Origin of the sequence: Nocardia sp. NPDC024068, assembly GCF_040638875.1 — a bacterium.
Taxonomy (GTDB): Bacteria; Actinomycetota; Actinomycetes; order Mycobacteriales; family Mycobacteriaceae; genus Nocardia.
Genome location: NZ_JBEZYU010000002.1, coordinates 34366 through 59260 on the forward strand (window position 1 = coordinate 34366; position 24895 = coordinate 59260).

Annotated in this window: 25 protein-coding genes and 1 pseudogene; 12 read left to right on the top strand and 14 right to left on the bottom strand. The window is 69.4% G+C overall.

Annotated elements, in window-relative coordinates:
- Positions 1-286 precede the first annotated feature (286 nt).
- Both AB0F41_RS03030 and AB0F41_RS03035 read left to right on the top strand, forming a co-directional pair.
- Positions 287-1429, top strand: a complete 1143-nt coding sequence (locus AB0F41_RS03030; RefSeq protein ID WP_357421423.1) for a Glu/Leu/Phe/Val dehydrogenase dimerization domain-containing protein — start codon at positions 287-289, stop codon at positions 1427-1429.
- An 80-nt stretch (positions 1430-1509) separates the two neighbouring features.
- A complete protein-coding gene (locus tag AB0F41_RS03035; RefSeq protein ID WP_357421022.1) occupies positions 1510-2250 on the top strand; it encodes a dienelactone hydrolase family protein in 741 nt (246 codons plus the stop codon).
- 4 nt (positions 2251-2254) lie between these two features.
- Here the strand turns inward: AB0F41_RS03035 and AB0F41_RS03040 are convergent, their stop codons facing one another.
- Complete coding sequence (locus AB0F41_RS03040; protein WP_357421023.1) at positions 2255-3166, bottom strand: SAM-dependent methyltransferase; 912 nt, start codon at positions 3164-3166, stop codon at positions 2255-2257.
- 164 nt (positions 3167-3330) lie between these two features.
- Here AB0F41_RS03040 and mug point away from each other — a divergent pair, with 164 nt between their 5' ends.
- Positions 3331-3918, top strand: a complete 588-nt coding sequence (mug, locus tag AB0F41_RS03045) for a G/U mismatch-specific DNA glycosylase (protein ID WP_357421024.1) — start codon at positions 3331-3333, stop codon at positions 3916-3918.
- Between the two features lie 49 nt (positions 3919-3967).
- Here mug and AB0F41_RS03050 read toward each other — a convergent pair whose 3' ends face one another.
- Entirely contained in the window at positions 3968-5023 is a 1056-nt protein-coding gene (locus AB0F41_RS03050; RefSeq protein ID WP_357421025.1) for an alpha/beta fold hydrolase, read from the bottom strand.
- 139 nt (positions 5024-5162) lie between these two features.
- On the opposite strand from AB0F41_RS03050, the gene AB0F41_RS03055 reads away from it, so the two are divergent.
- The gene (locus AB0F41_RS03055) at positions 5163-6215 is read left to right on the top strand and encodes a hypothetical protein (RefSeq protein ID WP_357421026.1); all 1053 of its coding nucleotides are present in this window, start codon (positions 5163-5165) and stop codon (positions 6213-6215) included.
- A gap of 57 nt (positions 6216-6272) precedes the next feature.
- The gene (locus AB0F41_RS03060) at positions 6273-7055 is read left to right on the top strand and encodes an SAM-dependent methyltransferase (protein ID WP_357421027.1); all 783 of its coding nucleotides are present in this window, start codon (positions 6273-6275) and stop codon (positions 7053-7055) included.
- Between the two features lie 260 nt (positions 7056-7315).
- Here the strand turns inward: AB0F41_RS03060 and AB0F41_RS03065 are convergent, their stop codons facing one another.
- A complete protein-coding gene (locus tag AB0F41_RS03065) occupies positions 7316-7927 on the bottom strand; it encodes a TetR/AcrR family transcriptional regulator (protein WP_357421028.1) in 612 nt (203 codons plus the stop codon).
- Positions 7928-8029: 102 nt separating this feature from the next.
- On the opposite strand from AB0F41_RS03065, the gene AB0F41_RS03070 reads away from it, so the two are divergent.
- Positions 8030-9409: a cytochrome P450 gene (locus AB0F41_RS03070; RefSeq protein WP_357421029.1), complete on the top strand. Its 1380-nt coding sequence runs from the start codon at positions 8030-8032 to the stop codon at positions 9407-9409.
- Here AB0F41_RS03070 and AB0F41_RS03075 read toward each other — a convergent pair.
- A complete protein-coding gene (locus tag AB0F41_RS03075) occupies positions 9399-10484 on the bottom strand; it encodes an LLM class flavin-dependent oxidoreductase (protein WP_357421030.1) in 1086 nt (361 codons plus the stop codon). The two genes, AB0F41_RS03070 and AB0F41_RS03075, sit on opposite strands and share 11 nt — an antisense overlap.
- Positions 10477-11295, bottom strand: a complete 819-nt coding sequence (locus AB0F41_RS03080; RefSeq protein WP_357421031.1) for a DUF1684 domain-containing protein — start codon at positions 11293-11295, stop codon at positions 10477-10479. Before AB0F41_RS03080 ends, AB0F41_RS03075 begins: the two co-directional genes overlap by 8 nt.
- A 262-nt stretch (positions 11296-11557) precedes the next feature.
- Here AB0F41_RS03080 and AB0F41_RS03085 point away from each other — a divergent pair, with 262 nt between their 5' ends.
- From AB0F41_RS03085 to AB0F41_RS03095, 3 genes are all read left to right on the top strand, one after another.
- Positions 11558-11923: a sterol carrier protein domain-containing protein gene (locus AB0F41_RS03085; RefSeq protein ID WP_357421032.1), complete on the top strand. Its 366-nt coding sequence runs from the start codon at positions 11558-11560 to the stop codon at positions 11921-11923.
- A 119-nt stretch (positions 11924-12042) separates the two neighbouring features.
- On the top strand, positions 12043-12894 hold the full coding sequence (locus AB0F41_RS03090) for a mycofactocin-coupled SDR family oxidoreductase (protein WP_357421033.1): 852 nt from the start codon (positions 12043-12045) through the stop codon (positions 12892-12894).
- Positions 12895-12994: 100 nt separating this feature from the next.
- Positions 12995-13561, top strand: coding sequence for a hypothetical protein (locus tag AB0F41_RS03095; RefSeq protein WP_357421034.1), 567 nt, complete (start codon positions 12995-12997; stop codon positions 13559-13561).
- Positions 13562-13585: 24 nt separating this feature from the next.
- Here AB0F41_RS03095 and AB0F41_RS03100 read toward each other — a convergent pair whose 3' ends face one another.
- Both AB0F41_RS03100 and AB0F41_RS03105 read right to left on the bottom strand, forming a co-directional pair.
- Entirely contained in the window at positions 13586-14671 is a 1086-nt protein-coding gene (locus AB0F41_RS03100) for a dihydrodipicolinate reductase (protein ID WP_357421035.1), read from the bottom strand.
- A gap of 50 nt (positions 14672-14721) precedes the next feature.
- Positions 14722-15765 carry a Rieske 2Fe-2S domain-containing protein gene (locus AB0F41_RS03105; protein ID WP_357421036.1) on the bottom strand — a complete coding sequence of 348 codons (1044 nt, stop codon included), beginning with the start codon at positions 15763-15765 and terminating at the stop codon, positions 14722-14724.
- 155 nt (positions 15766-15920) lie between these two features.
- Between AB0F41_RS03105 and AB0F41_RS03110 the strand changes: the two genes are divergently transcribed.
- The gene (locus tag AB0F41_RS03110; RefSeq protein WP_357421037.1) at positions 15921-16538 is read left to right on the top strand and encodes a TetR/AcrR family transcriptional regulator; all 618 of its coding nucleotides are present in this window, start codon (positions 15921-15923) and stop codon (positions 16536-16538) included.
- A 222-nt stretch (positions 16539-16760) separates the two neighbouring features.
- Entirely contained in the window at positions 16761-17831 is a 1071-nt protein-coding gene (locus AB0F41_RS03115) for an enoyl-CoA hydratase/isomerase family protein (RefSeq protein WP_357421038.1), read from the top strand.
- Between the two features lie 48 nt (positions 17832-17879).
- Here AB0F41_RS03115 and AB0F41_RS03120 read toward each other — a convergent pair whose 3' ends face one another.
- Positions 17880-19271 (bottom strand): amidohydrolase family protein, encoded by a 1392-nt coding sequence (locus tag AB0F41_RS03120; protein WP_357421039.1) that lies wholly within the window; start codon positions 19269-19271, stop codon positions 17880-17882.
- Positions 19268-20464: a CoA transferase gene (locus tag AB0F41_RS03125; protein ID WP_357421040.1), complete on the bottom strand. Its 1197-nt coding sequence runs from the start codon at positions 20462-20464 to the stop codon at positions 19268-19270. The genes AB0F41_RS03120 and AB0F41_RS03125 overlap by 4 nt, the downstream gene beginning before the upstream one ends.
- Before the next feature lie 141 nt (positions 20465-20605).
- Here AB0F41_RS03125 and AB0F41_RS03130 point away from each other — a divergent pair.
- Positions 20606-20713 (top strand): annotated as a pseudogene (locus AB0F41_RS03130) (short-chain dehydrogenase); the annotation flags it as partial.
- 7 nt (positions 20714-20720) lie between these two features.
- Here AB0F41_RS03130 and AB0F41_RS03135 read toward each other — a convergent pair.
- The 5 genes from AB0F41_RS03135 to AB0F41_RS03155 all read right to left on the bottom strand — a co-directional run bounded on the left by AB0F41_RS03135 (position 20721) and on the right by AB0F41_RS03155 (position 24812).
- Positions 20721-22421 carry a CocE/NonD family hydrolase gene (locus tag AB0F41_RS03135; RefSeq protein ID WP_357421041.1) on the bottom strand — a complete coding sequence of 567 codons (1701 nt, stop codon included), beginning with the start codon at positions 22419-22421 and terminating at the stop codon, positions 20721-20723.
- The gene (locus tag AB0F41_RS03140) at positions 22418-22954 is read right to left on the bottom strand and encodes a MarR family transcriptional regulator (RefSeq protein ID WP_357421042.1); all 537 of its coding nucleotides are present in this window, start codon (positions 22952-22954) and stop codon (positions 22418-22420) included. The genes AB0F41_RS03135 and AB0F41_RS03140 overlap by 4 nt, the downstream gene beginning before the upstream one ends.
- Positions 22955-23008: 54 nt before the next feature.
- A complete protein-coding gene (locus AB0F41_RS03145; protein ID WP_357421043.1) occupies positions 23009-23311 on the bottom strand; it encodes a hypothetical protein in 303 nt (100 codons plus the stop codon).
- A gap of 62 nt (positions 23312-23373) precedes the next feature.
- Positions 23374-23628, bottom strand: coding sequence for a cold shock domain-containing protein (locus tag AB0F41_RS03150; protein ID WP_357421424.1), 255 nt, complete (start codon positions 23626-23628; stop codon positions 23374-23376).
- Between the two features lie 215 nt (positions 23629-23843).
- Positions 23844-24812, bottom strand: a complete 969-nt coding sequence (locus tag AB0F41_RS03155) for a helix-turn-helix domain-containing protein (RefSeq protein ID WP_357421044.1) — start codon at positions 24810-24812, stop codon at positions 23844-23846.
- Positions 24813-24895 lie beyond the last annotated feature (83 nt).

Below are 24895 nucleotides of genomic sequence, written 5' to 3' on the forward strand. Positions count from 1 at the left end.
GTGAACGAACCGTAAATAGACGCGCGGGCCGATGCGAATGCACGCTGGGTGCACCGGATGCAAGCATCGGCCGGGGACGACGAGGTCCGGGCACGGACGCTCGCCACTACAGGGACTATTTCCCCGTGGGTGGTGACGTCAAACATGACCACGAAAGATGAGGGGTTCCGCCGTGACGACGATTCAGGACCCGGCCGGGGGCACACCGCAGGTGGCCGCACACACCGTTCCGACCATCCCCCCGGCTGTCGCAGTCGCCCCCGCGATCCGCCGTTCCGAACCCTATATGCGGCTGCAGTGGACGGATTCGATCACCGGCGCGGTCGGCTATCTCGTCGTCCACACGCTGCGAGCGGGCCTGGCGACCGGCGGTACCCGGATGCGCGCCGGATGCACGGTGCACGAGGTGGAGGATCTGGCCCGCGGGATGGCCAACAAGACCGCGACGTTCGATCTACCGGTCGGTGGCGCCAAGGGCGGGATCGATTTCGATCCGAAGGATCCGCGTGCCGTGGAGGTGCTGGAGCGGTTCTGTGAGGCCATGCGCCCCTGGATCGACTCGCACTGGGTGACGGCCGAGGATCTGGGAGTCCCGCAGCACCTGATCGACGAAGTCTTCGAGAAGCTGGGCATGGGGCAGAGCTATCACGCCGCCATCAGCCGCGCGGCCGACCCGGTGGCGACCCTCGAGCGTGTCCGCAAGGGCCTGAACGCGGCGGTCGACGGCGGCTTCCTGCTGGGCGATGTGATCGGCGGCTACGGAGTAGCGCACGCCTGCCTCGCCGCGGCGGTGTGGCGGGGCAAGGGCCCGGCGGACACCACGGTCGCGATCCAGGGTGTGGGCACCATGGGTGGGGCGGCGGCCTACTACTTGCACGAGGCCGGAATGAAGGTCACCACCGTGGCCGACGCCGCCGGCACTCTGCACTGTGCCGCCGGGCTGGACGTCCCGGCGCTGCTGGACCTGCGTGACGGATTCGGCGAAATCGATCGCTCCCGGTTGCCCGCGGGAATCGAGCAGCTGCCGCGCACCGCGATCCTCGGCGCGGAGGTCGACATCCTGGTCCCGGCGGCGATCTCCTATGCGATCACCCCGGACAATTCGTTCGACGTCCGGGCCCACGTCGTGGTCGAGGCCGCGAACGCCGCCACCACGCCGGAGGCGGAGGCCATGCTCGCCGCCCGCGGTATCCCGGTGCTGCCGGACTTCGTCGCGAACGCCGGGGCGGTGGCGTGGGCGTGGTGGCTGCTGCTCGGCGAGGTCGACGACAATCCGCAGAACTCCTTCGACCGGCTGCGCACCATCATGCACACCAAGGTCGCGTTGCTGCTGGCCGCTTGGACGGACGAGGGCCTCACCCCGCGGGAGTCCGGGCACCGATGGGCCGACGAACCGGCGCCGGTCGCCGGCCCGGTCGTCATCCCCTGACCGCGGACCCGACCGTGGCGTGGTGATCTCTCCGGCGCCACGGTCGGGCCGCCTCGGCCCGTTTCGCTAGGGTCGGGGCCGTGACCACGATCGAGATATCTCTGTCCGAGGGAACCGCCGAGGCGTACGTGGCGGGAGATGCCGGTCCGGGCGTTCTGCTGTATCCCGATGCGATCGGCCTACGGCCCCAGATCGAACAGATCGCCGACCGGATCGCCTCCTGGGGGTACGTCGTGCTGGCGCCGAATATCTTCTGGCGCGCCGGCCGGGCCGTCGATCTCGCACCCACCACCGACCTGCGTGATCCCGATAATCGGGCGGCGTTCTTCGCCTCGGGTATCGGTGCGCGCCTCACGGCGCTGACACCGGAGGTCCTGCGCGTCGACGGTGAGACCTGGCTGGCCGCCCTGCAAGGATTACCCGGGGTGACCGGATCCGTGGTCGGTGCGACCGGCTACTGCTTGGGGGGCCGGGCCGCACTCGTGCTGGCGGCGCATCGGCCCGCCGCGGTCGCCGCCGTCGGGCTCTTCCATACCGGTGGTCTGGTCACCGACGGTGCCGACAGCCCGCACCACGAGGTGTCCCGGGTGCGGGCCGCGGTACTGGCCGGGCACGCCGACAACGATCCGAGCAGCACCCCGGAACAGATCGAGGCGTTCGACGCCGCGCTCGCCGCCGCCGGTGTGGACCACCTGACCGCGGTCTATCCCGACGCGACGCACGGTTACACGATGGCCGACACCTGCATGTATCAGGAGGCAGGCGCCGAACGGCACTATCTGGAGCTCCGGGAACTCTTCGACCGCACCCTGAAGGTGTAGCGGGTCACCCGGGTCCTCCCGATCCGGCGTCGTAGGCCGCGGAGAGGTATCGAGGGCGTTGCCACTGCTGCTCGAGTTCCTCGGGGAGTTCGGGCAGTGTCACCCCGTAGGTGCTCGCCAGGTCGGCAGAGCCGACGGCCTGCACCGTCCAGCCGTGGTCGTGCAGCCATTGCGCCGGATCGGCTCGTTCGTCGTGGTAGAAGAGTTCGGTCGGGTCGATTTCGCCGAACGGGTTCTTGTCGAAGTATTTCGCCTCGAGGTTCGCGAAGTTCCCGGCGGCCGCACTCGTCGGGGCGGTTTCCACCGCGAAGCGGCTGCCGGGCGCCGAGAGTTCGCGGATACGGTCGAACAAGGAGTCCTGTGCCGCACCCGGCAGATAGGGGAGCAGGCCCTCGGCCGACCACGCCGTGGCCGTGTCCGGATTCAACCCGGCCGCGATGAGCGCGGCGGGCCAGTCGTCGCGCAGATCGACGGCGACCGGCCGGCGCACTGCCCGCGGCGCCACCGCGTGGTCGGCGAGTACGCGGTCCTTGAATTCGAGCACCTTGGGCTGGTCGATCTCGAAGACGACGGTGCCCGCGGGCCAGTCGAGCCGGTAGGCCCGGGCGTCCAGTCCGGCGGCCAGGATCACCGCCTGACCGGCCCCGGCTGCGACCGCCGAGAGGAAGAATTCGTCGAAGAATTTGGTCCGCAATCCCATGAATCCGGGGACCAGGGGCCGGCCCGCGATTTTCGGCGGGTCCCGCAGGATGTCCAGGAAATGGGGTTCGCCCGCGGCCCGGACGAACAATGCCGCGTAGTCGTCACGAATGAGTGGATCGGGCAGCGCCGATTCCAGGGCCCGGAAGGTGGCCACACCCAGGGCGGTGAGCCCGACACCGGTGACGATATCCCACGCGTCTCCCTCGGTTCGCATCACCGAACCACCTTCCGATCGAATCGGCGGATATGGCTACGACGACGAACATGCGCCCGGAACGCGGGCCCGGGAACGGAGTGGTCGCGTCGCGCGTGCGTAGACGCCGACCGCGACAACCGTCTCCGATTCTACGACCGTAGCCGATCGGGCAGACTGAGGAGATGGCACGTTCCGGCGGCAACCGCCCCACTCCGGCCGATCTGGAGGCCGCGGCGGGATCGACGATTCCCGATGTGCTGGCTCCGGATCTGCGGGTGTTGTTCTGCGGGATCAACCCCGGGTTGTGGTCCGGGGCGACGGGCCATCATTTCGCCCGGCCCGGCAATCGCTTCTGGCCCGCGCTGTTCCGGTCGGGATTCACGCCGCGATTGTTGCGCCCAGAAGAGCAGGATGAATTGCCCGCGCTGGGGCTGGGTATCACGAACGTCGTACCTCGCACGACCGCGAAGGCGCAGGAGCTGACAAAGCAGGAATTACAGGACGGCGGCCGCGCGCTCGCCGACCGTGTGACGCGCTACCGGCCACGGATCCTCGCGGTCCTGGGCCTGGGCGCCTATCGCACCGCGTTCGGCCGGCCGCGGACCGGCGTCGGCCGCCAACCCGAGGAACTCGGCGACACCGAGGTGTGGGTGCTGCCGAATCCGAGCGGGCTCAACGCCCACTACTCGCTGGACGCGCTGGCCGGGGAATTCCGGACGCTGCGCGAAGCGGCAGAGCGCTCCGGCGGAGCGCACCGCCCCGCGAGCTAGCAGGAGTGCGGCTCCGATTGCGCGTCGCGGCCTCCGCCCCGGATGTCGCTCAGCCCGGGATCGAGTCCATCCATTCCCGGACCGCGGCCTGGTAGCCGGCGGTATTGCGAGCGAGGTTGACCGAATGCCCGCTGCCGGGCAGGACGAACGTCCGCAGCCGGGCGGCGGGCGCGAAATGCGGGGTCTCGGCGGCCTGCAGGGTCGCCGTATCCGCGCACGCGTTCGAGCACAGCACATCGGCGCTGCCGTTGACCACGAACACCGGCACGGTGATATCCGTGGACATGGGAGGCAGGGTCGAGGTGAGACCGTCGGGGTACTCGGCCGCGGAGAAGACATCCTTGGTGGCCTCGTCGACGGCCACCACCGCCGGATCGGAGGTTTCGGGGGCGTGGAACGAGCGCTCGCGCGTCCCCGGCCGGGTCGTGAGGTAGCCGGTATCGTAGCCGCGACCGGTGAAGGCGGCATCCTGCTCGGCGGGCTGATAGGTACCGATGACGCCGAGCGCGCCGGGCACGTTCAGACTGTGCGAATAGCCGGTGAGCAGCACACCGTCGACGTCGTGGTGGGTGGTCGCCTCCAGCACGGCCACACCGGAACTGAGCGAATGGCCGCCGGTGACCACCGTATCGAACGGTTCGGAGCCCGCGTACCCCGCGCGCAGGGCACCGACGAGTTCGTGCAGCGCCTGAGCGTCCGCGGTGGCGGTGACGCCGGTGCTGGCCGGGCGCGAACTCGCGCCGGTACCCGCCCGGTCCACGACGAGTGTGGTGAATCCCGCGGCGTTCATCGCGCGCCGGAAATTGTAGGTCTCCGGTGCGTGCGGGAAATCCCAGTAGGTGTGGTTGTAGTTCGAACCCGGCATCAGGACCATGACTTTTCCGGTCGTCGCGCCGGCCGGGGTGCACAGTGTGGTCGCGAGAGTGTCGCCGGCGCCGACCCGGAATGGAATCGATTCGCACTGCCCGGGATCCGGCACGTCGGCATGGGCCACACCCGGCGTCAGGCACGCCACTGCGACCACCAGGGTGGTCAGCAACCGTGCGGTGATAGGCGAACGGCGCGCTCGCCGGATGCGGCCGCGCGCAATGCTCTGTGCAGTCATGCCCACGGAACCTAATGGGGGTCGTGTTGGCGCGCAATGAGTGTCGGGCGCACGAAAAGCGGAACGGGATATCACGCAGCAGCACAGCGAATTCCGTCTCGGCAGGTCGGCGACGGCTTCGGCCGCATAAGATACGAATGTGAACAGGCGGGCCGTGCATTTCGTCGGAAGTTTTCCGGCCGACACCACCGAGGGCGCGATGCGGGCCATGCTCGACGCCGCCGGACCGCGGCTGCGCACCCTGCCGACCGGGGAGACGCGCCGCTACGAGTTCTATATCCGCCCGATCATCGAAAACCTGGTGCAGCAGGGTGTTCTGGAGGTCGACCGCCCCCGGGAATGGCGGTCGAGCCGGGACCGGACCCGCCATCGCGTGCCACGGGGCGGCCGGCTCGTCGCCGAGGCCCTCGACCTCGGATACCGGTCGGAAGCCGAGGAGGCGCTGCCCATCTTCCGCCAACTGTGCCCGGACCACGCCACCTCCGGGACGGCGCTGCAGATCGGTATGCCCACCGATTTCACCCTCGCCTTCATCGCTTTGGGCGTCACGGGCGTGTTCCGGCATCGCGCCGCCTTCGCCGCCGCGACCGCCCGCGAGATCACCCGGATCCGGGAACTGGCCGGCGATCAGGTGGTGATCCAGCTCGAGGCCACCGCGGAACTGGTGCTGATGGCATCGGCGCAGCCGCTGCACCGGCCGGTCGATACCGTGCTGGGCCTGGCCCGCGGGATCGCCGGGATCGCGGCGGCCGCGCCGGCGGGTACCCGGTTCGGCGTGCACCTGTGCCTCGGTAGCCTGCACAACAAGGCCCGGGCCACGCTGCGCGATACCCGGCCACTGGTCGATCTCGCCAACGCGATCGTCCGGCACTGGCCGCCGGACCGGCCGCTGGAATTCCTGCACGCGCCACTCGCGGCGGGCGACGTGCCGCCCCCGGATCGGCCGGAATTCTATGCGCCCCTGCGCCGGCTGGCGCTCGGTGCGCAGACGGCGTTCTACGCGGGAGTCGTGCACGAGACGCCCACGGACGAGGAACAACTGCACCTGCTGTCCCTCGTCGAGGACGCACTCGGCCGCCCGGTCGACGGAGTGGCCAGTGCCTGCGGTCTGGGCCGGCGTCCCCGCGTGGTCGCCGATGCGTTGCTGACGCGGGCCGAACGAACTGCGGCGGGCGGTGAATCGGGCGTATGAGGCCGGGCGGGGTATTCGCTGCGACCGGTGGGCGGAATCGGAGGTAGCGTGGCGGAGATGGAACGCACACCGCGAGGGGTGGATCCACACGAGCCGCGTTCGGCTCGGGTGTTCGACTACCTGCTGGGCGGCAAGGACAACTACGAGGTCGACCGGGCGCTCGCCCATCGAATACTGGCCGTGGCGCCGGAAACCAAGTCGCTGGCATGGTTCAGCCGCAATTTCCTGCTGCACGCGGTTCGCCTGGCCGCCGCCACCGGTGTGCGGCAGTTCATCGATCTCGGCTCGGGTATCCCGACCTCCCCGAACGTGCACGAGGTCGCACACGAGACCCACCCCGCCGCACGGGTGGCCTATGTCGACCACGATCCGGTCGTATTCGTGCACTGCAATGCGCTGATGGGTAACCATCCGGGAGTGAGCGCCCTGCACGCGGACGTGCGTGACCCCGGAGAACTCCTGGCACGGCTCGAATCCGAATCGGGAATCGATTTCACCGAACCGGTGGCGGTGACCATGGTCGGTGTCCTGCATTTCGTGATGGACGAGGAACATCCGGCCGAACTGGTCGCCCGGTATCGTGACGCGCTGGCTCCCGGCAGCTATCTGGCGTTCACCCACGGCGCCGATATCAGTCACCCGGAGATCATCGAGCGCACCTCGAAAGACGCGATGAACACCTCCTCGCAGGTGAAATACCGTTCGCTCGACGAGGTGACCTCGTTCCTGGACGGTTTCGAGAATCTGGAACCGGGGGTGGTCCCACTACAGCAGTGGCTCGCCGACGACCTGCCGGACACCCAGCTGGTGCTCTACGGCGCGGTCGGCCGCAAGACCTGAGTGCCCGGCGGTCGTGCCGGAATCCTCAGATCAGTGTCCCCACATCGCGACCGACGATATTGTCCATCGCGCGTTCGGCCACGGCGGCGATGGTCATCGAAGGATTGCACGCCGCGGCGTTGCCCGGCAGCAGTGCGCGTTGCGGGCGAAAATCCGTGCCGCGGCGTAGTTGGGGTGCGCGATCAACTCGTCGGGCGCGACCGCCAGGCGCAGATGGCAAGAATGGCGTTGAACCAGGCGTCGGTATGCGGTCCGATGGATCAGTGATAGAGGCCGAGGAGGGCGCGTGCGGCGGCATCGACGATATCGTCGGCCGACGCCGTGACCGCATTGTCGAGCCAGGCGGTGACCAGTTCCGCCATACCGCCGATGAAGAACAGGCCCGCGGTCTCGTCGTCGTCCTCGCTGCGGCCGCGGGGACCGAGGAATTCCCGCGCCTCGAGTGCGGATTGGTGGGCGAGGTGACGCAGCAGTTCGGTCCGGCGTTGCCGCAGTTCGGGTATCGCGACCGATTCCACGATGGCCACCCGGCCCTTGCGGGGGTCGTCGAGCAGTAATTGCACGAAGGCGCCGATCGACGCGCGCACCCGCGACTCGGGTTCGTCGCCCGCGTTCTCGGCGGCGCGGCGGCTGGTCTCCTCGATCTCGGCGGCGATCGCGTTCATCACCGCTTCCAGCGCCGCGTCCAGTCCGGTGAAGCTCTCGTAGAAATAGCGTTCGCTGAGACCGGCTTCGGCGCAGATCGCGGTCATCGTGGTTTTCGTCCCGGGATTCGCCCAGACCGTCAGGGCGGCCTCGAGCAGCCGGGCGCGGCGCTCGGCGGCGCGCTCGGCGGCACTGAGGCCCCGGTAGACCCCTGACTGCACGGCCATACGGCCAGCATGCCACAGCGAACCATCGCGCAAGGTTGACAGGATGCTCTTCCTGAATCAGTCTTGACGTGATCCGGACCACATGAACGCGCGAGGTGAACCATGACGGCCAAGGCCCTGGGACCACACGAGGGAACGGCACAGGAGCAGGCGGCCGGTCCACGGCCGATCCCGGTTCAGCACCGGGACGACCGGGGCCTGCCCGTACTCGGGCAGGTACTGGAATACGCCAAGGATCCCGTTGCCCTGTGCCGGGGCCGCTGGGAGCGCTACGGGCCGGTCGCTCCGTTCCGCGCGCTCGGCAAGAACGCCGTGATGCTGCTCGGGGCCGACGCCTGCGGCGCGGCGCTGCAGAACAAGGACAAGGCCTTCGCCAACGAACCGGCGTGGTCCGAACTCGTCGGCCCCTTCTTCGATCGCGGCCTCATGCTGATCGATTTCGAAGAACATCTCGCGCATCGGCGGATCATGCAGGAGGCGTTCACCCGCTCCCGGCTCGAGGCCTACACCCAGCGTCTGCATCCGGCCGTCGAACGCGGGGTGGCCGACTGGGCGGCGGGCACCGAGTTCCCGTCCTACTGGAAGCTCAAGCAGCTCACCCTCGATATCGCCGCGGACCTGTTCATGGGCGGGGTCGAGGATACGAGTGCGGCGGAGATGGACCGGATCAACAAGGCATTCATCGCCTGCGTCCAGGCCGCGGCCGGTATCGTCCGGATCAACGCGCCGTTCACCCGATGGGGCCGGGCCTACCGTGGCCGGAAGGTGCTCGAGGAATTCCTGCGCCACTACCTGCCGGCCAAACGTGCCCGGCAGACCGACGATATCTTCTCGGTGCTCTGCCATGTCGAGACCGAGGACGGGCAGCGGTTCAGCGACGACGACGTCGTGAACCATATGATCTTCCTGATGATGGCGGCCCACGACACCTCCACCATCACCACCTCGACCATCCTGCAGTACCTCGGGCAGCACCCGCAGTGGCAGCAACGGTGTCGCGACGAAGCGCTCGCCCTGGGGCCGGCGCCGTCGAAATCCGAGCTGGAGGGCCTGGTCTCCATCGATCTGGTGATGCGCGAGGCGTTGCGGCTGCGCGCCCCGGTTCCGGTGCTGGTCCGGTACGCGGTGAAGGACACCGTGGTCCAGGGTGTGCGCATTCCCGCCGGTACCGATGTCATCGTCGGCATCCAGTTCACCCATCTCATGGAGGAGTACTGGACCGACCCGCTGGCCTTCGACCCCGATCGGTTCGGGCCGGGCCGCCACGAGGACAAAACGCACCGGTTCGCCTGGGAGCCGTTCGGCGGCGGCGTGCACAAATGCATCGGTCTGTATTTCGGCGGCCTCGAGGTCAAGGCGATCATGCACCGGCTGCTGCGCGACTACCACTGGACCGTGGATCCCGGCTATGTGCCACCGATTGACTACCACTCGCTGCCGTTCCCCAAGGACGGTCTCCCGATCACTCTGATCAGGAACTGAGGGGCCGCGCGGCGTCGGCGGCGGGCCGCCGTTGAGCGTCGGCGGCGGGCCGCCACCCCAGCGCGGGCGCGATGAGTTCGACGGTGTCGCGCAGGATCTGCTCGTAATCGTCGCGGTGGAACTCATAGGGCAGTTCCAGGCGTAGTTCCCTGGTCCGGTGCAGGACCGGATCGGAGTGCAGCCGATCGAGAATCTGTCCGGCGGTGCCGACCAGGTCCGGCGCGAACAGAATCCGGCGCTCGCCCTGCGGTCCGAGGGTCCGCTCATGCCTTCCGGCCGCGTACCGCAGGTACCGCTCGCGGGTGGCGCGGTCGGCGCTGTCGAGGGGGACGATGACCCGGCCCACCGCGATCCGGGGCGGCCGGGCCGCATCGGCGCGGTGGCGGAACTCGTCGAGCAGATTCAGTTGGGTGGTGGTGAAATCGTCACTGGTTTCGCCGAAGACGATATTGCCGGACAGCAGGTTGAGCCCGTTCTCCCCGGCCCAGCGCACCGACCGGGTGCTGCCGCCGCCGTACCAGAGCCGGTCGGCCAACCCCGGGCTGTGCGGTTGCAGCCGGGGCCGCTGGGTGTTGCCGGGGGAGTGGATGACCGTATCCGGGTCGCCCAGGTAATCGCCGCGCAGGTTCGCGATCAGCCGGGAGATCCGTCCGTAGGACAGGTCGTAACCGCGCCAGTCGCCGTCGAAGACCAGATCGCCGATGAGATCCGCGTGCGGCGGTGTGCCGGCGCTGAACCCGGGTTGCAGCCGGCCGCCGGAGAGCACATCGGCCATCGACAGATCCTCGGCCAGCCGGAACGGGCTTTCGTAGCCGATGGGAATCACCGCGGTCCCCAGCTGGATACGACGGGTGCGCTGACTCGCCGCGGCCAGGAAGACCGCCGCCGACCCGACACCGTGCTCGAGGTGACGCTGCCGGATCCAGGCCCCGTCGAACCCGAGGCGTTCACCGAACTCGAAGAGCCGCAGGGTGTCCTCGAGCCCGGTGGCGGGGTCGTTGTCGGGATAGTTGCCCGGAGTCAGGAACGACAGGTGTGTGATCGACGGCGCCGCACCGTCGGCCGGATCACCCACGTTCGTAGGGGATTTTCTCGCCCGCCTCGACGGCGATCGGGAGCCGGTTCTCCGCGGGCGGCAGCGGACAGGTCGCCAGATCCGTGTAGGCGCAGGGAAGATTGGCGGCCCGGTTGAAGTCCAGCACCACGGTGCCGTCGGGGGCCGGAGCGGCGATGTGCAACGCGCGGTTCGCGGCGTATGTCGTGACCCCGGAGGTGGCGTCGGTGAACAGGACGGACAGCTCACCCGGCGCCTTGCCGGCGAACGCGGTGAGCCGCAACGCTTGGCCGTCACGGACGAACTCGATCTGCCCCGGCGCGTCGTAGACGTGTTCCAGCCCTTCCACGGCCGCGCCCACGGTTGTCGGCCGGGGTTCCGGGAAGGCGGTATAACGACCGCCGATGACCCAGTCGGGGTTCGGTGCGTAGGCCGGGGTGCCGCGAAACGCCGTGCGCAGAGGGTTATCCGGGTGGCGCGGGCGCACCACATCGTGTCCGCCGCGCCGCGCAACCTCGATCACGGCGTCGCCCCAGACGGCATTCACCCCACCCCGTTCGGGGATGGCGCCGAACCGGTGGGTATCGCGGACCGGAGTTCCGCCGATCACCAGTTCTTCGCTGTCGTCCAGGACCACGATGACACCCTCGGCTCCGGTGGACCAGGTTCCGGGCGCGCCCGGGAAGCGCTGCGCGGTCGCGGATACCCGATACAGACCCGTAATGGCCAGGAATCCGTGCGGATCGGCCAGCCGGTCCTCGTGCTGCCGGTGCCACTCGCGCCATTCGGCGCGGAACGCGTCGATACCGGTGTCGGCTGCCTGTGTCGTCATGGTGCACCTCCGGAACCTCCCGATGGTTCGGAAGTTCTCCGTCGATCCAATCGCGCGGCGCGGCGGGCGCCCACCATTGTGCTCACTTCGAACGCAATCACTGCCTCCGGGCCGAATTGCGTTGGGGCGGCACGCGGGATTCGATCCGCCCGGTTGACTGCCGGGGGCGGCCGGCCCCGGCCTTGTAACGAGTGGCGGTCGTTTCGGTACCGGGTGTGCTGCTCACCCACGCCCGGCTCGGGCCGGCGACCGCGCTGCTTCCGTGGTGTTGACGGCCGCGCCCGATTCGCCGCTGGGCCGGCTGTTCACCGACGAGCGCGCGGTGCGGGTATCGGAAATCCGGGACGAGACCTGGTTGCGGCTGGTCGGCATCCCGGCGGCGCCGGCCCGCCGCGCCTACCGGCCGGGCCCTGCCGTGGCCGTCGCGGTCACCGACACCCTCCTGCCCGCCAATACCGGAACGTACCGGATCGGCGCCCGGGAGGTCGCGGCATCGGACGCGCCTGCGGACCTCACCATCGATGTCGCGGCGCCGGCCACCGCCTACCTGGGTGGCACTCCGTGGCGGCATCCGGCCCATCCGGTGACAGGGGTCTTGCGCCGCCCCGGGGCCGGGACTACTTTTTGAGAAAATTGCATTTTCTTAAATCTCGGTGCAGGGCTGCCGGGGTCGTCGGTGAGCCGGGTGTGTCCGGGCGGACGGTCCCGAACTCTGTACCCCGCTACTCGAACGGGAGATGGATCGCGATGACGAGCCGCGCGCAGACGCTGCAGGGACAGGTCGCCATGGTGACAGGCGCCGCACGAGGACAGGGTCGCGCACATGCCGTCCGGCTGGCGGAGGAAGGCGCCGATATCATCGCGATCGATATCTGCGCACCGGTCGCCGACACCATCACCTACCCGGCCGCCACCGCGGAGGATCTCGCGGAAACGGCACGCCTGGTCGAATCCGCGGGACGCAAAGTACTGGCCCGTGAAGTCGATATCCGTGACCTCGATGCGCTGCGGCGTACGGTCGAGGACGGGATCGACCAGTTCGGCAGGCTCGATGTGCTGGTCGCGAACGCCGGTGTGCTCAGCTGGGGCCGGCTGTGGGAGATGAGCGAAGAGCAGTGGAACACCGTGATCGACGTCAATCTCAACGGCACCTGGCGCACCGTCCGCGCCGCCCTGCCCGCGATGATCGAGGCCGGGAACGGCGGTTCCGTCGTCATCGTGAGCTCGTCGGCAGGACTGAAGGCGACCCCCGGTAACGGGCACTACGCGGCCTCCAAACACGGGCTGGTGGCGGTGACCAACACCCTCGCGGTGGAGGCCGGTGAATTCGGTATCCGGGTGAACTCGATCCACCCCTACTCGGTCGACACCCCCATGATCGAACCGGACGCCATGATGGATATCTTCGCCCGGTATCCGGCCTACATCAACGCCTTCCCGCCCGTGCCCTATCGCCCGGCCACGCAGGGCCCCGACGGCCAGAGCGGTTTCATGCCGCCGGAACAGGTCGCGGATGTGGTGGCGTGGCTGGCCGGTCCCGGATCGGCGACGATCAGCGGCAGCCAGATAGCCGTCGACGCGGGCGCTCTCAAGTACTGATGCCCGGAACGCTGCGCAGCAACGAGGTGGGCCGCGCCCGGCGGACCGGCCGGGTGCGGGCCCGGCCGGGGCCGCTACGGGCGGCGGACGCGGTGCGGCGATGGCCAAACCGCTGATCCCGGCCGAGGCCATCTACGCCCGGGCGCTGGAACTGCTCGACGCGGAAGGACTCGGCGCCTTGAGCGCGCAGCGGCTGGTCCGCGATCTCAGGATCTCCACCAAGACGCTGTATCAGCAGGTGGGCAATCGTGACCAGCTGACGCGGGCACTCGTCGCCCGGCACTTCTCCCGGCTACGCCTCGAGTTCGAGGAATACGACACCTGGGAAGACACCGCGCTGCACTGGTGCCTGGCCCTGCACCGCGCGCTGCGGGCCCATCCGCACCTCACCCGGCTCATGACGATCGAGGACCGGCTGGCGGTCACCGGGTACGTCAACGAACTCGTCAAAGCCGCCCTGCGGGCCGGCTTCCCGAAACCGCTGGCGATCATGGGCTGCCGCTCACTGGCGACTCTGACGATCAATCATTCGGTGGTGGCGGTGCAGGAGTCGCTGGATCCCGGCCGGACCGCGGACGCGCAGGCCGAGATGGCCCTGATCGAGCAGAACTTTCCCACCCTGGTCCGCTGGACCCTGGCCGGAATGCGTGGGGACCTACCGGGCTGAACTCATGGCGGCGGCCTCATGGATTCAGATCCGGAACCGACCGGCGAAACCACGCAACGGCAGATCCGCGCTCGTGATGATCCCCGGCCGGGCGGCGACGACGGATCGGATCGAGTTCAACGCGGGCAATCCGGTGACGGTCATCCCGATCGAGGCGAAATTCTCCGGGTTGGACAGATCGAATCCCTTACGCGGGAAGACCATATGTTTGCTGTAGATATTCGGATCACCGGTGACCTGGGTGATATAGCAGCCCTTGATCTGCCAGGCGGGATCGGTATGCGGAGTCATCTGCCATTCGAGATGGGTCTCGATCCGGGGCACACCGTCGACCATTCCCTGATACTTGATGTAGTTGGCGCCCAGCGATCCCTTGGGCAGGAAATACCAGCCCAGATCGATATCCTTGGTGCAGGCGCCGAGTTCGTAGTCGAAACGCACCTCGTCGAGTTCGAGGTCGAAGGCGTCGGCCATGAGGTACACCGCGTCCGAGAACACCGCCGTATAGGTGTAGAGCGAGTCCGGAATCGAGGGATCGTCGACCGGGCGGCCGTAGCCGACGGCCTTCCAGGTGTCGACCGAATGGTGGCAGGACACGTCCACCGATTCCGTGACGGTGATGTTCTCGATCTCGGAAACGTCGGCGGTGTGCACGATTCCGAGGATCTGGGCCAGGCCCGGATTCATACCGGTGCCGTAGAAGGTGGAATTGCCGCGTTCGCACGCCGCCTGGATCACCTCGCTCACCTTCCGCCCCGAGGGGTGCCGGTGGTTGGTGTCGCGGTGGAAACCGGTGATCCAATCCGCGGTGGTGACCACGTTGATACCGGCTTCCAGGACCTTCTCGTAGAGGTCCTCGTCCGGGAAGACGCCGTGGAAGGTGAGGACATCGGGGCGGGCGGCGAGAATATCGTCGACCGAGCCGGTGGCGATCACGCCGACCGGATCCAGTCCGACGATCTCGCCGGCGTCGCGGCCGATCTTCTCGGGTGAATAGCAGTGCAGGCCGACCAATTCGAGATCGGGGTGGTCGCGGATCCGGCCGATCATCTCGGTGCCCAGATTGCCCGTCGCGACCTGGAATACGCGGACCTTACCGTGGGTGCTCATCGTCGGAAGCCTTTCTGTTGCTGGGGAGCGGCGGGGCCGTCCGGCCCGGATCAGATCCGGCCGGCGGCGGCGTCCGGGTTCGGCACGGGCCGTCCGGTGGCGGCCCCGGATGTCTCGCCGGGATAGAACTGTCGTGCCCATTCGCGCAGCGCCCGGAATCCCTGGAATTCCTTACGGGAGAGTGCCGGTGGGTCCGAATATCGCTGATGCGACCAGATGTGGACATCGGCCTCGAACTGCTCGATCACGAAATCCGCCATGGTCTTGCCGTATTCGGTGATCTCCGGGCCGTCGTCGCCGGTTTTGCGCCCGATCCACACCGTGAACCGGACATCGGAGGTGCGTTCGTCCACCGGTGTCACGGCCGGCATGGTGCGGTTGTCCACCATGCCCCAGCTCTTGGTGATCGAACACCCCAGTCCGGCATTGATCGACTCGACTCCGCTGTTGACCGCGTCTTCGGCGGCCTTCGCGTCGAACGCGATGGTGAAGTCGACATAGGACACCGGGCCGGAGAAATCGTGACGGGTGAATTCCGGGACGAAAGGGGTCTTGTGCACATACTTGAAATGCGCGAAATCGACGCCGTTCTCCATGATGTACTGCGGGTGTAATTCCAGTTGCTGCCGGTAGAGCGTGGCGGCCGGTACCGGCGGATAGTAGTCCGCGGCGGTCCTGTCGTCGCCGAAGGCCGCGAAGATATCCGGGACCTCGAAATAGGGCGGACGCCCTTCGACGTCGTACCAGATCCATACCGCTTCGTTGCGCTCCACCACGGGATAGCTCCGGATACGGCGGCCCCGGTTCGGATGGTCCTCGTAGGGAATGCAGACATTGCGGCCCTCGCGGTTCCATTCCCAGCCGTGGAACGGGCAGACCAGATTCTCGCCTTCCACATGTCCGCCGTAGCCGAGATGAGCGCCGAGATGCTCGCAGTAGGCGTCGAATACCGCGATCCGGCCGGACGCCGAGCGCCAGGCCACCATCTCGCGGCCGAAGTACTTCATCTTGTGCACGGCCCCCACGGTGATCTCGCCGCACCAGGCGACCTGGAACCAGCCCGTCGGCTCCATCGACAGGGGTGGTGGTGCCATTTCGATCCTCCCGGTTCGGTGAAGGGCGTACGCGGCGATCATCCGCTGTGACTCAGGCCACGCGGCGCTATCGAGGATAGAAGGGTCTCCGGATGAATGCAAGAGGGTTCGATGAAACTGGTTTCGCCTGGTCGAGCCCGGTAGACTCGATCCCCGTGACGGACGTGGCGACAGGCGGGCGACGCGCGAACAAACGCGGCCTGGCCTCCCGGGAGAGCATGCTCGAAGCGGCGATCGCCTCGTTGGCGACCGGCGACCCCGCGGCGGTGTCGGGGAACCGGATCGCCCGCGATATCGGCGCGACCTGGGGAGTGGTGAAGTACCAGTTCGGCGATATCGACGGTCTGTGGGCGGCGGTCCTACGCCATACGGCCGATAAACGCGGCGATCTGCCCGCCGGGATCAAGCCCGACGGAACCCTGCGCGAACGGGTGTCGGCGATGATCGAAACGATGGCTGTCGGGCTGCGCACACCGGAATCGCTGGCGATCGAAACCCTGCGCGCCGCGCTGCCCCGGGATCACGCCGAACTCGAACGCGACTATCCGCGTACGGCCGCGGAACTGGCGTCCTGGAAACCGAACTGGGACAAGGCCTGTGAACGCGCGTTCGCCGATCTGCCGGTGGACCCGGTGAAGATCCGGCAGGTGGCCGCGCTGATCCCGGCGGCAATGCGCGGTATCACCTCGGAACGGACGCTGGGCACCTACGGAGATCTCGACGACGCCCTCGCCGGACTCATCGGCAGTCTCGTCGCCTACCTCACGGACTGATTGCCGGCGGTCGCCGGAACCGAGCGAGAGGGCGGCCTGCCTATCCGGTGACGGGGGCTGCGGTTGCTCGAACCATCGGCGATCATCGGTTCGGCTCCGCTTTCGCTGATCTTCGGCCGGCCCGGACGAGGTCGCGACGCCGGGTGTGTTCGTGCCGGTCCGGTACGCGATCGGCCCCGGGACGCCCTGCTACCGTTCTGGCCACAGGTCAGGAGGGCAGACATGGATATCGACGTGCACACCCTCACGGCGGCGGAGGTGGCCGGTGACGGAAACCGGGTGGCGGTGCTGGACGCGACCTCCCTCCTCGAGCCGGTGATACTGGTCGATCTGGACGGCGTCGACGGATCCACCGCGGCGGCCGCCGCCGCCCGGGTACCCGACTTGGAGGGGTTGGTCATCGGGATCGCCTCCGGGCCGATCCGGCCCGAACTGGCCCCGTTGACGGCCGCCCTCGACCTCACCTACGCGGCGGCGCCGGACCCTTCCGACCCCGCGGTGGTCGGCTGTGACGATATGCGGCACGCGGTCGAGGAGTTCCTGGCCTGCGTGCGGCGTTGCCCGCAGGCGTCGCATATCGCCGCACAGGTCCTGCGGGCTTCGGCGGACCTGCCGATATCCGCGGCGATCGACGTGGAATCGCTGGCGTACTCGACCTTGCAGGGCGGCCCGGAGTTCGCGGGCTGGCTCGCCGAACGTCGTCTCCTCGGCCGTTCGTTACCACCTCCGCCGGTCACCGATCCCGTACTGCTCGACGCGGACGGGGAAACACTGCGGATCACCCTGAACCGTCCGGAACGGCGCAATGCCTACGGAACCGCGCTGCGGGACGCCCTCGTCGACGCACTGCGGGTCGCCGTGGCGGACGACGGTTCCACTCGTATTCTGCTGGACGGGGCGGGTCCGTCGTTCTGCGCGGGCGGCGATCTCGACGAGTTCGGCCACACGCCCGATATCGCGACCGCGCATCTGATCCGCACCCGGGGCGGCGCGGCCCGGTTGCTGGCGCGTATCGCGGGGCGTACCGAAGTCCGGTTGCACGGTCACTGCGTCGGCGCGGGGATCGAGATCTCCGCATTCGCCGGCCGAGTCGTCGCGGCACCGGACACGGTCGTCAGGCTGCCGGAGGTGGCGATGGGATTGATCCCCGGAGCCGGCGGCACGGTGAGCCTGCCGCGCCGCATCGGCCGGTGGCGTTCTCTGCATCTGTTCATCACCGGGGTCGGGCTCGGGGCGCGTCGTGCGCTCGAGTGGGGCCTGGTCGACGAGGTCGCCGATTCGCCGGAGCCGTAGGCGGGTGCCGCCGCGGCAGCGGCGGGAGAGATACCGGTGGTCGCGGTCCTACTGCTCGAACACCATCCGGCCGCCGATGATGGTCGCGCGCACCGCTTCCGCTTCCGGATGCCGCAGCATGGGGGCGATCGGCCGATCCAACAGCACCAGATCCGCCTTCACGCCGGGTGCAACCGTGCGGCCACGACCACCCGGATCATGCAGCGGGGCCAGATAATGGCCGAGAGCCTGCGCCGCCGGAAGCGCCTCGCCCGCTCCGAGCGCCGCGCCCCCGGGTGCCCGGCGGGTGCGGGCCGCCTCGATGACCTGCCACGGGTCGGCCGGGCCGTAGGGGGCGTCGCTGGACAGGGCCAGGCCCACACCCGCCTCCGTGAGGCTCCGGCATCGGTACAGATCGGGCAGGTCCGTGCGGTCGACGCGGCGGAGATAGTCGTCCCCACGGTCGGCGAGGAAACCGGGCTGGGTGACGACCGTGAGCCCGAGGTTCCGTAGCGTTCGGACGGATTCGGCCGGGATGATCGCGCCGTGCTCGATCCGGTCGCCCGGTAGAGTTCCGGTCTCGGCGAAGACGGCGAGCAGGATCAGCAGTGCCTCCCGGCTCACGCAGTGCACGGCGACCGGACGGGCGGCCGCGTGCGCCCGGCGGACCGCGGTGGCCAGTGTCTCGATATCGGGCAGGCCCGAGTCGGCGAGCACGATCTTGTAGGCGCCCACCGTCACCTCCGGACCAGATGCGCGGCCGAGCGGAACGCCGAGGAGATTCAGCCGCTGCGGTATCGCACCCGACGCCGCCGCACGGGTGAGGGCGTCGAGTGAGGTGTCGGTCAGATCGGGTGTGGCGTCGGTGATTCCGGTGATGCCGTAGCGGGCCAGGGCGGCGCCGACCTCGGTGAGATCGGGTGGCCCGGTCGCCGGTAACCGTGATCGCAGCCAGGTGTCCGCGCGCCAGAGCCGTCCGGTCGCACGACCTTCCGCGTCGCGTTCCACACCCGGTTCGGTGGCGGTGTCCAGGCCGACGAGCCGGGCCGCCGCGGAGTTGAGAAACCACAGCGCGCCGCTGCGGTGCTGGATCCGGACCGGGCGGCCGCGGCACAGCGCGTCGAGCCCGGTCGAATCGAGCATCCCGGCCACGGTTTCGGCGTATCCGGTACCGCGAATCCAGCCGTCACCGGCTGCCGCGGCGAGCGCCCGGGCCAGCTCGTCGGCGGTCCGCACCCGCGGCGGTCCGCAGCGCACGGACGCCGAATCCGCCGCCAGGGCATGGAGATGCAGATGATGGTCGTGCAGACCGGGGAGCAGGGCCCCGCCGCGCGCGTCGAGGACAGGCAGTCCGGCCGCGGGCAGATCCGGTCCGAGCGCGGCGACCGCACCATCGCGCAGCAGCACATCGGTCCGGGGGCGGCCGCCGACTTCCGCGTCACGAATCAGTAGATCGTTCATCCGAGCCGGACACCCAATTCACCGAGCACCGAGGCGGTGTCGCGCCCACTGTCCGGTGCGGGTCCGGCGGACTCCCGCCGGGTCGGTGCGACAATACGCGATTCGTCCGCGGTCACGGTGGGCGAATCCGGTTCGAGGGTCGCGGCCACGACCGCCGACATGGCGATATCCCAGAGTCGCCCCGAACCGTCGGCCGGTGCCGACATCGCCACCGCGGCCGCCGCCAGGCCGGTCAGCGGGTCGGCGATCGCGTCGCCGGCGAAAACGGGTGTACTGTCCTCGGTCCGGGCGACCAGACCCGCGGTGGCGGCGATATCGTCGCCGAACCCGATCCGATTCGATCCGCGCCCGTGCGCCGTGAGGGATATCCAGGTGGTCCCGGAGTCGGCGAACTCGGCTGCGTCCAGCCCGAATCCGGCCAGCGCGCGGGGGCGGGATGCCTCGAGCACGATATCCGCGGACGCGACGAGCCGGTGTAGTGCCCGCCGTCCTGCGGGGTCTCCGGGGTCCAGGACGACGGATTCGTGGCCGCCGTGCAGTAGCCGATAGAAATCCGGATCGCCGCGTCGCGCGCCGTCGGGGCGGGTGGGTGTCTCCACCTTGATCACGCGCGCGCCCGCCAGACCGAGCAGGTGCGCGCAGAGCGGGCCTGCCCACAGCGCGCTGAAATCGACCACCCGCAGCCCCTCTACCGACCGCGGCGCCAGTGGTTCCGGTGGCGCCGCGGCCGTCCCCGCCCCGACCGGTCCGGCGGCCAGGCCCAGCAGATCCGCGCGTTCCGCGAGTTCGGTGCCGGTGTGAGCGCGCAGCCAGTCCGCGACGCCGGGCCAGGGATCAGCTACGGGGGCACTGCCGATGAGTGCACCGAGCAGCAGGGGATCGTCGGGGCGCGCGCAGCTGACCGCGGCCCAGCCGTCCGCGGTGCGCAGGAGGCGGCAATGCCCGCCTGCGGAGATCGTTCCGCCGCGGCGGAATCCGGTGAAGGCGGTGCGTTCGCCGAGTAACCGGGCACCGTCGAGCCGGACGCGCCCACCGGTGGCCGCCGCGATCCGGTCGGTATACCGCCGGGCGGTCGACGCAGCCGTGCCGGGTGGTATCAGGGGCGGTCCGCCGGGGAATCCGGTGAGTGCGGGGACTCCGCTCTCGGCCCAGTCGCGGATCCGCGCCGACCGGTCGGCGGAGGTCGTGGACACGGCGTGAGCCTACACCGGGGAAAAGTCCATATACAGGGATAACAGGCCGGTCGAGCACGGTGCCGAGTGCGCGATCGTCTGGCCGCGCAGGCCGGGAGTCGGGCACGCCGGTCACCGCGCTCGAGGCCGGGCTCGCGAAGAAGGATCATCGATGCCGGGGAGGTCGCCGATGTGGTGACCTCCCCGGCCTCACCGCGCAGTATCGCGATCACCGGCGACGCCGTCGCGGTGGGCGGCGGTGTGCCGGGGCGGTGTGCTACTGAGTTCCGTCGCCGGAGCACCATACCGGGAGCTCGAGTCGCGACGGATCCGTTGTCGCGTGGGAGATCTCCTGGGTGGCGCGATGCAGCGCCGAGGCAGACACGGCCGGTTCACCGGATCCCGGGTTGCGGGCGTAGCGGGGGTGCGCGCCGGAACTGATCTGCACCCCGATCCGGTGCCCGGGCGCGAATCGGTGGAACGCGGGCCACAACCGCACTTCGATATCGCGGAAACCGTCCGGGCCCGCCGGCGGATCGGTGGCCGCAGTGGCGACGCCGCCGATGCGGCGGATCCCGTCGCACACGGTCATCGCGCGGCCGTCGGGGTGTACATCGCAGATCCGGACGAACAGATCCGCGCCGGGTTGTGAGGAGCGGAACCGGATCCGGGCCACCGGCTCGCCCGCGACGGTGACCGGCTCGTCGAGGGGCTCACTGCGGAAGACCACCACATCGTCGCGGCGCTCGTGGGCGGCATTGTCGACCGGACCCGAATCGGGCAGCAGACTCGGCCCGCCGAGAGCGGGTGTGGGAGCGGCGGGGTCGTAGACGTAGCGGGTGACACCGCCGTCCGGGAGGCCGGCCCCGAGTGAACCCGATGCGGACAGATATCGCGATTCGGTGGTCACCCCGGCCGGCGGCCAGGTCGCCAGATCGTGCCACTGCCCGGCGCCGGTGCGATAGGCGCGCACGGGCGCCACCCGGTCGCTGTCGGCGCCGGTGAAATGTTCCCGGAGGAACGCGACGCTCTCGCTGATCGCGGGCGCCCCCATGCCCCGGGAAAGATGCCCCCACGGGCCGACGGTGAGCCGCGACGCCCGGCCCGCCGCCGCGAGCCGGGCGTGGTCGGCCAGCTGCCACGGCAGGAAGATGTCGTACCAGCCGGTCACCATGTACACCGGCGCGGTGACCTCGGCGACGGAGGCGGTATGCGACTGCCGGGTCCAGTACTCGTCGGTGAGCCGCTCGTGGGCCACCCAATCCTGGTACCAGTGCATCCGCCGGCCGGTGGCCGCGAGATCCCCGTCCGCCAGCGGAAGAACGCCGAACGCGCTGCGCAGCCGGCGGTCCGGACGCAGCTGTCCCCAGAGCAGCGCGAGGAATTCGCGGTGGATCATCCGATCCATCATCTGCGACCAGCCGAGCGCGTTACGGAGTGCGAACGCCGAATTGTCCCAGGTGACGGCGCCGAAATCGGGCATGGTCGTGATCAGGCAGAGGGCATCGGGCGCCGCCGCGGGTTCCTCGCGCTGCAGGGCCGCGGCCACCGCCCACTGCGTGTAACCCATATAGCTGGCCCCATAGGTGACCACCGGCCCGGTGCACCAGGGCTGTGCCCGGACCCACCGGTGTGTGGTGATGCCGTCGCGTTGCTCGTCGATCTGCGGGGTGAACACACCGCCGGAACCCCAGGTGCCCCGGCAGCTCTGGAAGAGCACCGTGAACCCTTCGCGGGCCAGCGCACGGGCTTGACCGGCCATGGGCCCGCTGCGGCCGTAGGGGCCGCGGATCACGATCGTGGGCAGCGGGGGCTCGGGGTTGCCGATCGGGGTGATCAGGTCGGCCAGCAGTTCGACGCCGTCGTCCATGGGAACGCGCAGGTTCTTGCGGATCGTGATGTCGTGGGGTCCCGGAGTCAGTCCCTTGATAGTGCGTGCCTGCAACCGGCGGGACAGGCGTCGACGCAGCGCGTTCATGCGGGCTCCTCGGGAGTACGAAGTCGCTGGAGGGCTTCGCGCAGGCGCTCGAGCGCAGGCAGCGCGGCGGCCAGCGCGGCTCGATCCCCGGGGGTGAGGGCGGCCGCGGCGTCGGTGACGAGCGTGCCCGCGGCGAGGTCGAAACGGTCGAACAGATCCCGGGCCCGGTCGGTGCGCACGACCTCGACCCGGCGACCGTCGCCGGGGTGGGGCCGGCGTTCGACCAGCCCGCTCGCTTCCATACCGGCCAGCAGATTGCTGATCGTGGACCGGCTCAGCCCCAACTGCTCGGCCAGTTCTCCGGGGGCGACCGCGGTACCGGGCGCCAGCGCCCGCAGGATTTCGATCTGCGCGTCCGGGATCTCCGGTAACTTCTCCGCGGCCCGCGCCGCGGCGAGCAGGGTGCGGCGCAGCGGTGAAATCACCGCGGCGAGCCGCGCGGGATCCCAGTGGGCGAGTTGCGCGGGATCCAGGTCGGCGAGCCGTGCGGGATCCGGGTGGGCGTACGGCGTAGCGGTTTTCGCGATCTCCATCGCGGATCAGTTTTGCAACAAAACTATTCGACGTCAACGACGCCGGTGCGGGGATCAGGAACCCAGCAGCCGGATCTCGGTGTTCAATTCGGCGACCTGGGTGCCCAGCGCTGTCGGGTCGGGGGTCGTGCCGATCCGGGCGGCCAGTTCGCCGCGGGTGATGACGGCCAGACTCTGAGCGGCGGCTTCGGGGTCGGTCTCCAGCTCGATCCGGCCCGCCGCGAGCACCAGGGTCGCCCGGTCGTCCGGTGCCTCCATCAGTCGGCGGAGATCATCGGCGGTGACCTGCGTATGTGGCGGTCGCAGCCGGCCGGGGTTGCTCGGTGGGTTCCCTGTACTCGCGTTGTCGGCATCCATGGACGGCGGTTGCCCCGGGCGGCGTCGGTGAAACACCGATCCCGGCGGATCCGGCTCGACTGTTACCCGAGACCCTGCGGGCCCGCCGCCGGAAGGGTGGCGTCGGTCCGATCGCGACGCCGTACGGTGACGGCCTCCGCCCCGCCTGCGCGCTGTGCGCTGGTGAATTCCACCCGTTCGCCCTGGAAGAGCGTCCGATAGCCGGTCGCGTCGATACTGCGGTACTCCACGTACACCGGGGCGATATCGTCCTCGGGGGCGAGGTAGCCGAAGCCCTTCTGGGCGTCGAACCAGATCACCGTGCCGTGCCGCCACACCCGCGAATCATGCGTGGCCCCCGTGGTCGGGACGGTGCGGTGGGCGGTCTGCGAAACGATCATGATCGGCTACTTCTCCCAAGGTGGATCCGGCAGAGAAATGCCTCGCACCGCCGAGGTGGCGCGGAGACCTCGCCGTCATACCCCGGTCGCGCCGGGGTATGCACACGGAGACGTGGGACACACTGTCGATGTGCGGCACGCCGGGCCGGGGCTCAGGGGGCGGTGAACGTCCGGCGGTAGGCGGACGGCGACATGCCGAGGCTGCGCCGCAGGTGGTGGCGCAGATTGTCCGGCGAGCCGAGCCCGGACATCGCGGCCACCGCGTCGACCGGAATATCCGCGGATTCCAGGAGCTCCCGGGCGCGCTGGATCCGGCGGTCGCGCAGCCACGCGCCGGGCGACACACCTGTTTCCGCCTGGAAGCGCCGGCTGAATGTCCGCGGACTCATCCGGGCCTGCGCCGCGAGAACCGCCACGCTCAGCGGGTCGGCCAGATGTGTCAGCGCCCAGGCCCGGGCGGCCGCGGTACTCCGGTCGTCGTACTCGGGGATGTGGTGCTCGATGAACTGTGCCTGACCGCCCTCCCGCCACGCGGGTACGACGCAGTGCCGGGCGACGCGATTGGCCACCGTGGCACCGTGGTCGCGGCGGATGATGTGCAGGCACAGGTCGATTCCGGCGGCCAGGCCCGCCGAGCTGAGCAGGGCGCCCTCGTCCACGAACAACACCGTTTCGTCGAGTTCGACCGCGGGGAACAGCCGGCGGAACGCGTCGGCGTACTGCCAATGGGTGGTCGCGCGGCGGCCGTCCAGCATGCCCGCGGCCGCGAGTACGAAGGCGCCGGTGCAGATCGACACCATGCGGGTACCGGCCGGGACGGTGGCCAGCGCGGTGGCGAGTTCGGGGTCGAGGAGCCCCTCGCGCCGGGCGGGCGCGAACTGCGTTCCCGGCACGATCACGGTATCGGCCCCGGCGAGCGCTTCGGCGCCGGCGGTCGCGACGAGGGAGTATCCGGAGGTCGTCCGGACCGGCCCGGGTTCGAGCGCGCACAGCACGACCTCGTACAGCGGGCCTCCGCCGTCGTCGGTGGCCTCGCCGAACAACAGCGGCGGAATGGTCGCGTCGAAGCCGATCGCCGGTTCGAGCAGCAGCACCGCGATCCGGTGGCGCCGGGCGGGCATGTTGCCAACGCTCGACCGGATGGCACGATTTTCTGGCATATTGGCAATCCTGCCACTGGTGACCACGCGGCCGCTACCGGATG

Bases quoted from the DNA above. Each gene is read 5' to 3' on its own strand.
- mug (WP_357421024.1), top strand. From the start codon at position 3,331: ATGGCACGTTCCGGCGGCAACCGCCCCACTCCGGCCGATCTGGAGGCC.
- AB0F41_RS03145 (WP_357421043.1), bottom strand. From the start codon at position 23,311: ATGGATGCCGACAACGCGAGTACAGGGAACCCACCGAGCAACCCCGGC.
- AB0F41_RS03065 (WP_357421028.1), bottom strand. From the start codon at position 7,927: ATGGCCGTGCAGTCAGGGGTCTACCGGGGCCTCAGTGCCGCCGAGCGC.
- AB0F41_RS03155 (WP_357421044.1), bottom strand. From the start codon at position 24,812: ATGCCCGCCCGGCGCCACCGGATCGCGGTGCTGCTGCTCGAACCGGCG.
- AB0F41_RS03050 (WP_357421025.1), bottom strand. From the start codon at position 5,023: ATGACTGCACAGAGCATTGCGCGCGGCCGCATCCGGCGAGCGCGCCGT.
- AB0F41_RS03115 (WP_357421038.1), top strand. From the start codon at position 16,761: ATGGATATCGACGTGCACACCCTCACGGCGGCGGAGGTGGCCGGTGAC.
- AB0F41_RS03080 (WP_357421031.1), bottom strand. From the start codon at position 11,295: ATGACGACACAGGCAGCCGACACCGGTATCGACGCGTTCCGCGCCGAA.
- AB0F41_RS03105 (WP_357421036.1), bottom strand. From the start codon at position 15,765: ATGGCACCACCACCCCTGTCGATGGAGCCGACGGGCTGGTTCCAGGTC.
- AB0F41_RS03040 (WP_357421023.1), bottom strand. From the start codon at position 3,166: ATGCGAACCGAGGGAGACGCGTGGGATATCGTCACCGGTGTCGGGCTC.
- AB0F41_RS03090 (WP_357421033.1), top strand. From the start codon at position 12,043: ATGACGAGCCGCGCGCAGACGCTGCAGGGACAGGTCGCCATGGTGACA.
- AB0F41_RS03030 (WP_357421423.1), top strand. From the start codon at position 287: ATGCGGCTGCAGTGGACGGATTCGATCACCGGCGCGGTCGGCTATCTC.
- AB0F41_RS03100 (WP_357421035.1), bottom strand. From the start codon at position 14,671: ATGAGCACCCACGGTAAGGTCCGCGTATTCCAGGTCGCGACGGGCAAT.
- AB0F41_RS03140 (WP_357421042.1), bottom strand. From the start codon at position 22,954: ATGGAGATCGCGAAAACCGCTACGCCGTACGCCCACCCGGATCCCGCA.
- AB0F41_RS03070 (WP_357421029.1), top strand. From the start codon at position 8,030: ATGACGGCCAAGGCCCTGGGACCACACGAGGGAACGGCACAGGAGCAG.
- AB0F41_RS03095 (WP_357421034.1), top strand. From the start codon at position 12,995: ATGGCCAAACCGCTGATCCCGGCCGAGGCCATCTACGCCCGGGCGCTG.
- AB0F41_RS03060 (WP_357421027.1), top strand. From the start codon at position 6,273: ATGGAACGCACACCGCGAGGGGTGGATCCACACGAGCCGCGTTCGGCT.
- AB0F41_RS03135 (WP_357421041.1), bottom strand. From the start codon at position 22,421: ATGAACGCGCTGCGTCGACGCCTGTCCCGCCGGTTGCAGGCACGCACT.
- AB0F41_RS03120 (WP_357421039.1), bottom strand. From the start codon at position 19,271: ATGAACGATCTACTGATTCGTGACGCGGAAGTCGGCGGCCGCCCCCGG.